The 8,869-nt window shown below is 35.0% G+C and carries 7 protein-coding genes; all 7 read left to right on the top strand.

The features are described 5' to 3' along the window. Window positions 1-299: 299 nt before the first annotated feature. The 7 genes from EL17_RS23630 (at window position 300) to EL17_RS22840 (ending at window position 8,869) form a co-directional block, all read left to right on the top strand. Window positions 300-524: a hypothetical protein gene (locus EL17_RS23630; protein WP_164675167.1), complete on the top strand. Its 225-nt coding sequence runs from the start codon at window positions 300-302 to the stop codon at window positions 522-524. Window positions 525-905: 381 nt separating this feature from the next. Further along, window positions 906-1,145: a helix-turn-helix domain-containing protein gene (locus tag EL17_RS19140; protein WP_035078004.1), complete on the top strand. Its 240-nt coding sequence runs from the start codon at window positions 906-908 to the stop codon at window positions 1,143-1,145. 1,007 nt (window positions 1,146-2,152) lie between these two features. Continuing rightward, window positions 2,153-3,025: a hypothetical protein gene (locus EL17_RS19135; protein ID WP_164675166.1), complete on the top strand. Its 873-nt coding sequence runs from the start codon at window positions 2,153-2,155 to the stop codon at window positions 3,023-3,025. After that, on the top strand, window positions 3,022-3,786 hold the full coding sequence (locus tag EL17_RS19130; protein ID WP_035077998.1) for a hypothetical protein: 765 nt from the start codon (window positions 3,022-3,024) through the stop codon (window positions 3,784-3,786). Before EL17_RS19135 ends, EL17_RS19130 begins: the two co-directional genes overlap by 4 nt. A 1,069-nt stretch (window positions 3,787-4,855) precedes the next feature. After that, on the top strand, window positions 4,856-5,146 hold the full coding sequence (locus tag EL17_RS19125) for a helix-turn-helix domain-containing protein (RefSeq protein ID WP_035077995.1): 291 nt from the start codon (window positions 4,856-4,858) through the stop codon (window positions 5,144-5,146). Next, window positions 5,143-7,494: a restriction endonuclease subunit M gene (locus EL17_RS19120; protein ID WP_205623590.1), complete on the top strand. Its 2,352-nt coding sequence runs from the start codon at window positions 5,143-5,145 to the stop codon at window positions 7,492-7,494. Before EL17_RS19125 ends, EL17_RS19120 begins: the two co-directional genes overlap by 4 nt. After that, window positions 7,484-8,869 carry a restriction endonuclease subunit S gene (locus tag EL17_RS22840; protein ID WP_164675165.1) on the top strand — a complete coding sequence of 462 codons (1,386 nt, stop codon included), beginning with the start codon at window positions 7,484-7,486 and terminating at the stop codon, window positions 8,867-8,869. Before EL17_RS19120 ends, EL17_RS22840 begins: the two co-directional genes overlap by 11 nt.

Raw genomic sequence — 8,869 nt, 5'->3', positions numbered from 1 at the left:
CACGCTGTCTATCAGCGCCAGGCACTGCTGCTGGCTCAAGGCATTCGTGCTTGCGGATCCCGCTTCGGCCTTATCGGACTTCCGACATCGGTCATCCGACTCCCTACCCTTTGGCCTACCCGTAATAAGACACAGCAGTGCCCTTAAGAATCGTTGCGTTCTTTTTTGCATAGCTTCAGCATTAAATTATTGAAACAAATACTTGTTCAGCGTTCAGGGTTCACTGATCCTTGAACATTTGAACAATGAACAATTGAACCTTGAACATTTGAACCTTTAAACTTTGAACTTCTATTTGCGTGATTGGGCTGAGTCTGCTTTGTGGCAGACGCCTGCTTTGGTGGCAGGTCACTCCGAACGGAGCTGCTTTGGATAAACTTGCTGCCCTCCCTCCCGACGTCTCGGAAAGGGGGCCCCGCTCCCACCCTTCAGTCCGGAGACTTGATGATGTTTTTTTGGAGCTGTTTGGTCGTGTAGGTTTGATACAAAAGGGGAACAGCGCTTCTTTCACCAACCATTTCTAAAAGGCAGTGAAGATGAGAAGAAGATATGATATGACGCTGTTCCATAATAAATTCCATTTGGAACGCCTCTGCAAAAAATAAAGCCATTGGAGTGGACCCTCTTTCTTGCAAAAACTGAGGTACCGCCAAGCACCTTGGAACAAGCAAGCGAGTAGCCCACGCCAATGGCGTGAGCATTTCTCACTTTTTGTCCCGTTCCTGTGAAAATTGGCGGTTTTCAGTTTTGAGACGCAAAGTTCGAATGCTACAAAATCTTAATGTAGGATTCGTTTTATAATATCTTACCCTACAAATATAATTAAAGAATTGATATGTTGGTTATATGACCAACAATTTTTTTATAAGTTTCTCCGAAATTACTGATTAATTAACAAATTGGTAATGAATTCCGAAAAAAAAGAAATCATATTAATAAAATTCGGAGAAAGATTGAAAGAATTAAAAGATCAGTCTGGATTAAGTTATAGGAAGTTAGCACAAAAATGTGATCTTGATCATGCTGACATTAAAAATTTTGAGAAGGGTAAAGATCTACACTTATTAACAATAATTGAATTATCCAAGGCATATGGTGTTAAGCCTGAAGATCTTTTAAAATTTGATATGCCAGAAGATTTTTAAATAACATTACAATTTTTTTTACCTCTATTTCCAGTATAAAGTAAGAGAGTATTTATTCTCTTATTAATATTAAGATCTTGAGGCATAGAGACTTTTTTTTTGTTAAAAAGGTATGTAGAAATAATTTTTACTTTTACTAGAAAAAATCACTCCTCCTCCACCATTATTATCCATAGAAAGTGATTTTTGAATAAGGTTATATGTATTACATATAATTATATAAAACATACCTAGATTAGAGTATTGTTTGGGGTTGGGGAAATGGGTTTATTAGTAAAATATTAACCTACATCTATCTGGTTTTTTTAGATACATAGGTATTTGAAAAAGAGATGTTTTAGATATATTCCAGGGCATGAAAAGTTTGAAACCACCTAACCAACAATTCATTAGCCGGCTCTAAAATCCCATTTGAACAAAGGGATTTTATCGAGAACAAGTCCATGTGGTGAATTGGTGATATATAGTATTTCTTTCCACAATATTGAAGAAAGAATGCTATATAGGTTTGCTTTCCTATATTAATACAGGAAAGCAAACGTTGAATGGAATTGTAGAAAAACGCGCGAAGCGGCGTCAGGAAAAGAAAAGCCAATGGAAATCTTTACATAGGCAAAGAACCGCAGATCAGGGAATTTGGATAATGCATTAGGCTTTGGGAAAAATGCCTGAGGCGGAATAATTTTCGGTAAAAAGAAAATCATTTCCATTGCAAATGATCCTGACCTAGCATTTATTGAGCGCATGCGTTTTCCCGGGAGGTTTATTTTGAAAAAAAGAAAGAAAAGCAAAAAAAACGAAAATAAACCTTCATGCTACCTTTGTCCGTCGGCCCTGCACCTTCCCCTATACCCGTATAGGAAAAAGAGCAGGAATCCGGGAGTCTTCCGTCCAAAGGACAACTCCATTCAACATTCGGTTAACCACAGACAAGGGGTCACCGACCATATCCTCGGTTAACCGGTGTACGTTGACAACCATTATGACTCAACACAAATGAAATGAATATGGAAAATTTAAAAGCGTTAAAACAAATTGACCTAACTCAAAATAGTGTTGAGGAAATCAATAAACTTCTCAATCAAATTGGACCATTGCCAATTATGCGGACTGAGTATCACAACGGTAAAATATTTGACAGAGCAGTAAGAATTAAAGATGATGAAGCCGATTTTAACACAAGATGTAGATTATCATATGCCCCAGCAGAATACAATGTAAACTATCTTCGAGCAAGCACCCCTGAAAACACAATGTTTTATGGTTCTGTTCTTAAAGACAATTATACAATTGATGACCACGGCTACACTAGAATAACTGCTTGTTGTGAAACTAGTGAATTGTTAAGAGACAATAGTATTGCTAATGGGGAAAGACTTATGATTATTGGAACTTGGGAAGTTCAAGATTTTATAACTTTAGCTACTATTTTTGACCCAACCAAAGAATATGATATCGACTATTTGCAAGAAATTAAAAGCAGATATCTGACTTTACTCAAACAAAATCCCGAATTAGAAACTAAAGGAATTGAGTATTTAAAATTTTTAGCAGAAGAATTTTCTAAAGATGTTAAAAATGGAGAAAATTACGAATATCATATTTCAGCATTATTTTCAGCTTTAATATCTAATACGGGAGTTGATGGAGTTCTCTACCCAAGCGTAAGGGCGTCTGGAATAGGACTATGTGTAGCTATTCACCCAAGAGTTTTAAATAAACTCAAATTAGTTAGTGTTAGAAAATGTCTTTTAAAAAAAGAAAATGGTCAAGTAAAAATTACTTATTTGAAAGCTTGCGATGTTGAGGACGACTCCAAACCATTTAAACTTTTGGATATTGAAGAATACAAACAGTTAAAAAACGAATCAAAGAATTGAGCAATATTATCGAAATACGTAGAATTCAACCACCAAATCAACTTGCCTCTGGATTTTTAAAATTCGCAAAAGAGGTAAATCAAAAATCAATTGACTTAAATACAAAATTTACGGAACAAGAAATCTTCGATATTTTCAATAATAGCTTTCCAGGCAAGATTAGAGCAAACTTTTTGCTATGGGTTGGTGACTTGAATAAAATTATTGAAGGGATAAATTTAATCCTATCAGATTTATCTGACTTAAAAAACGACAGGAATTCATTAAAGGGTAATCCGATAACTCGAAGTGAATTACTCATTCAATCATTCTTTGGTGAATTCTTTAGAATTCGTGAAACTTCAAAGATTTTCATAAAGTTATTGACCAAAGAAAAAGTTCTTAATAAAAAATCTAAAGAATTAGTTATAGAAACTTATTTTATCGTATTTGATAAGATGTACGAAATCAGAAACCTGTTTGTTCATCAAAATTTAGGTTTTAAAGACTTTGATGTTAATTTAGGAAAAGATTTTTTTGAACTATTTGACAAAGAGGAGCAAGAAAAATTTACAAACCTTCTCAATCAAGCTAATACTAGAGAGAACACAATTGAAATGCAATGTGCTTTATACATAAAATTTATAGAACATATAATGGAGAGCTACATCGAATTTCAAGAAAAATTGAATGGATTTTTAGCTGATTTAATAGTCTTATACGAAGAACAAGTAATGAAAATAACGGTTGCCAGTCGAGGTACTGTCTTAAATTCCAAGTAATTTTTAAAGGTTTTTATTAAATTTACAATAGCGAAAAGCGGCGATTCTTTGCACGGAAGTTCATCTACTGTAGGACTGGTTTTCTCCGGTCCTACTTTTTTGGTGGATCCTTCGGATCCAAGCGAAAATAGGGGCTAAGGTTCATCATCATCGATGTTTAAAATGGAGGCTACAGGGGCACTCTTGACGATTGTACTGGGCCAACCTATCCGATAGACAATTAATAAATTAGGCAATATTATCGCAGATCATTGGGCCACTTCCTGTAGGATTATCTAACATACTTATACCACAAATAATGAATGGTATTAACTCCTCTCCTCTTTCTAAATAAAATATTCCAACTTAGGTGTTAACTTTTAGTTATATACGTATTATATTTAGGTATGAAGTTGAAAGTTGTTTAGCACCTATATAAATTAAGCCTCTGAGGAATCGGGGGCTTTTATTCTATACATGAGGGTATATAAAAATAATTTTTACGGTTTACAAAAATAATTGTACTACTCCCCCATTACGATCTATAGAAAGTGGTCTTTGAGTAAAGTTAAATGTATTACATAATATTGTAGGAAATATACCTAGAATAGGATATTGTTTAGGGGTGGGAAAATGGTTTAATTGGGGAATATTATTCTGAAGATATTTGGTTTTGGACTTATATGTTACAGAAGAATTAGAAAGAGACATAATTTAAATATATGCTGAGGAATACAAGGTCTAAAAACTCTAAATCAACATTTCGATATCCGAGTCTAAAACCCTATTAGAACAAATGGATCTGATCAAAAGAAAAGTCCTGGAGATAAATTGGTCAATTTAGTATTTCTTTTCACAATATTGAAGAAAGTATTCTTTATGGTTAGCTTTCCTTTATTAATATGGAAAAGCAAAACGTTGTATTCCAAGCTGAAAAGGCAACGCACAGATAGGCGCATTTTGTTTTTGCCTATCCACAAGCCAAACGCAAAAAAACAAAAGAGCCTTTTTTTTTACCTACATTCTGACGAAAAATTGAAAAGCCTTTATTATATTAGCCAAATATTGACAAGTCATAAATTAAAAGGTCATGCACTTTGGTGAAAGGATAAAAGAATTACGAGAAAGTCAGGGGCTTTTACAGCGTCAACTGGCCGCTAATCTTGAAATAGACACTCCAATGTTTAGCAAGATTGAGCGGGGGGAGAGAAATGCAAAGAGAGAACAAGTGATAGCCTTGGCCAAATTCCTGAATGTCAGTGAAGATGAATTGTTGACAATTTGGCTGTCCGATAAAATCATTGACAACGTTAGGGATGAAACGGCTGCTTTGGCTGCCCTTAAGCATGCCGAACAAGAATTAAAAAAGAAATCGAAATGAGTATGCAACTAAAAATTGAAAATAATAAGATCTATGCTCCTATTTTAGGGAAATGGGTCAATCTGACTCCAGAAGAAAAACTGAAACAAGAGTTTATTATACGGCTAATCAATCACTACGGCTATTCACTTGAGCAGCTTGATCAGGATGTCGTTATTAAAGATAGATACAAAGCGGACATTGGAATTTGGAGAAATAAATCAGAGAAAAAGAAAAACAAAATACCTTCAATAATAATTGCTGCTCAATGCAAGGCCGAGCACATCACTATTAATGCAGAAGATTACCTCATTGGATACAATTTTGCATCGAGTGTCAAAGCAGATTTTTTTATAGCAACAAATCTAAAAGAGACCAAAATCTTCTATATAAAAGATGAACCATTAGACCGAAAACTTGAGCGTTTACAAGATATACCGAAGGCTCAACTAATTACTGAAGATGCTCAAATAAGAAAGTTTATCTCTGAATCTAAAACCTTCACAAGAGATCAGTTTACTGCTCTTTTATCAAAATGCCATAACATCATTAGAAATAATGATAAGTTGTCTCCTGAAGCCGCATTTGATGAAATTAGTAAGATATTGTTCATGAAGATAATGTATGAACGAAAATCTAATCAAGAACTAATTTTCTCGAAGGAAAGATTTAAATCTTTAGAAAAGGATTACGAAGAGAACATTCGCCCCTCATTGAAAGCAACTGGTTCTTCTCTTTTTGACAAAGAATACATGCAATATCTCTTTGATAAGACTAAGGAAGAATTTAAGAATGATGAGTTATTTGAGGAGTTAGACAGAATTCGTATCCGTCAAAGAAGTTTTGAAATGATCGTAGAGGAACTAGAATCATTTAACCTTTCAAATACTTCAGATGACATTAAAGGGATAGCATTCGAGGAATTCTTAGGACGTACTTTTAGAGGTGAACTTGGACAGTTTTTTACACCAAGAACTGTTGTGGATTATATGGTGGATGTACTAGACCCAGAGGAGGATGAATTAATCTGTGATCCTTGTTGCGGCAGTGGAGGTTTTTTAATTAAAGCGTTTGAATATGTAAGAGATAAGATTGAATCTGATATTCAATCAAAAGTTAAGAATATTCAAAGCACCTACTATGATTCAAACTTTGAAAAGCTACCAAAAGCTCAAAAGTCTAAAATCGAAAAAAAGGTCAATGATTTGAAACTAAAGTTATTTGAAGAATTTAATCTAAATAACAAGAAAGGAAGACTTCACAATCTATCTCACAATTGCATATTTGGAACAGATGCCAACCCAAGGATGGCTCGGACCGCCAAAATGAATATGATTATGCATGGTGATGGTCATGGTGGAGTGCATCATCATGATGGATTACTCAATGTCAATGGCATATTTGATGGACGTTTTGATGTCATACTCACCAATCCTCCTTTTGGCTCCAGGGTCAATAAGACCTTAAAGATTACACCCTCAGATATACCAAGCGAAGAAAAGATTAAATACTATGAAGATCGATATAAAGAATACAATTATCGCGAAACCGTAGTAAAGCAAATTCAGGATTGGGCTAATCATGACAATGGTCACGGCAAAAGTCGTGGTAAGGCATTGTTGGACATTTTTGATGTAGGCGCATGGAGTGGTTTGACAGAAGTACTCTTTTTAGAAAGAAGTCTCAACCTTTTGAAACTAGGTGGCAGAATGGGTATTGTTTTACCAGATGGTGTATTGAACAACAGTGCCCTTCAAAAAATTAGAGAATACATTGAAGGAAAGGCCAAGATTATTAACATCACTTCTATTCCTCAGGATGTATTCATTGCTTCAGGTGCTACAGTAAAACCAAGCTTGCTATTCCTTAAAAAGTTCAGTGAAGAAGAGTTGGCTACCTATCAAAAAATCACAGAAGAGACCACCAAAGAGATTAAAGACAAATACCAGCCAAAACTGGATGAATTGAAAGCGACTTTCAAGTTAGAAGAGAAGAAATTGAAAGAAAGTAAGCTAGCCAAAGAGCTTAGGGAGCTGAAAAAGAAATATGCTGAAGATGTGAAGCAGTTTGAAGACCTCATTGCTGCTGATATTAAACCACTTGTGAAAGAGCGATTTGACTATCCAATACCTGTAATTGAAATACATGATGCTGGAATATCTAGTACAGGGGCTCCTACAGACAGCAAGGAGTTAAAGGAAACTGCAGAAGAATTTAAGATTTATCGTAAGAGAGCCAAACTATGGGCTGAACCAAAGAAAGAAACACAATACCCTGTAGATGATGATGGTAACATTTCAAGACTACAGTTGATTGATGGCAACATTGTAAGTGAATCTCAAATATTTTATGAAGCATATGCCCACTGAGACAGCATTTAAATATCTCAATGAAGTACGCTTCATGACTCTCGCTAATTGGAGCGTGGGTGCTATTCTGAGCGATAAAGTAATTTATAAAGATGGGTTCAAACTGGAACCTATCGGTAATCTCATTTTGCGTAATCGGGAAAAGGAAATACTGGAAGATAACAAAGCATACAAGCAAGTAACCATCAAGTTGTACGGAAAAGGTGTGATTCAGCGAGGTGATGAACTGATTTTTGGTAAAGACATTGGCACAAAGAATCAGTTCCGCATATCAGAAGGACAATTCATTATGAGCAAGATAGACGCCCGTAATGGAGCATTCGGCATTGTACCTGCCGAACTGGAGGGAGCAATCACTACACAGGATTTCCTGAGCTATAACATCAATACAGAAAAGATACTACCCGAATTTTTCAACCTAGTTACAGGCACAAAACACTTTGCCGAACTTTGCCGAAAAGCCAGTTCTGGCACTACGGGTCGTCAACGAGTAGATGAAAAAGCCTTTTTAGGATTTAGAATTCCTGTGCCTCGAATCGAACTCCAAAAGAAAATAATACAGCGTTATGTTGATAATATTAATCTGGCAATTAAATATGAAAAACAGTCAATTGACCTAGAAAATAGTATTCAGGAAATAATCTATAATGAACTAGGTATTCTGAAAGCTGGAAAAAAGTCAAGCGATAAAAAATTTCAACTTATTGATTATAGTTCAATTACATTTTGGGGCGTAGATAAAATATTGAACAAAGAAAGTTTTTCATCTTCTAAGTTTGAGACAGTTGATTTGGACTCTAGGCCAACCCTATACTTAAATATTTTTAGAGGTAAAAGCCCAAAATATGATGCAAATGGCACTAAAATCATTTTAAATCAAAAGTGTAATCGGTGGAATAGTATTGAGCTTGAACATGCTAAAACCGTAAATGACAAATGGTTCAATAATGTAGATAGCAAACTGCTATCAGAACAGAATGATATCATCATCAATTCGACAGGAGAAGGGACTATTGGACGTGCAAGTCTTATTACTCCTGGTTTTGAGGGATTGTTGATAGACAGTCATATGCTTCTATTAAGGACTAATAATGAGGTTTTATCACCAAGATATTTAGTTCATATTATCAATAGTGACTATGGACAAAGGCAAATAGAATCTCTCAAATCTGCAAAATCGACTAAACAAACTGAACTGGGAGTCCAAAACTTAAAACGTATTCAATTCCCACTGCCAGATATTAAGATACAGTTGGCTATTGCAAAACAAATTGAAGACAAGAGTCAATCCGCGATTGATTGCAAAGTTCTGTCTGAAACTCACAAAAACATTGCCTTAGAACAATTCGAATCAGCAATCTTTAATATTGACTAA

The sequence above is a fragment of the Anditalea andensis genome (assembly GCF_000714815.1).
Classification (GTDB): Bacteria; Bacteroidota; Bacteroidia; order Cytophagales; family Cyclobacteriaceae; genus Anditalea; species Anditalea andensis.
This window is presented reverse-complemented; position numbering and strand designations above follow the sequence as displayed.

Bases quoted from the DNA above. Each gene is read 5' to 3' on its own strand.
- EL17_RS19120 (WP_205623590.1), top strand. From the start codon at position 5,143: ATGAGTATGCAACTAAAAATTGAAAATAATAAGATCTATGCTCCTATT.
- EL17_RS19140 (WP_035078004.1), top strand. From the start codon at position 906: ATGAATTCCGAAAAAAAAGAAATCATATTAATAAAATTCGGAGAAAGA.
- EL17_RS19125 (WP_035077995.1), top strand. From the start codon at position 4,856: ATGCACTTTGGTGAAAGGATAAAAGAATTACGAGAAAGTCAGGGGCTT.
- EL17_RS19135 (WP_164675166.1), top strand. From the start codon at position 2,153: ATGGAAAATTTAAAAGCGTTAAAACAAATTGACCTAACTCAAAATAGT.
- EL17_RS22840 (WP_164675165.1), top strand. From the start codon at position 7,484: ATGCCCACTGAGACAGCATTTAAATATCTCAATGAAGTACGCTTCATG.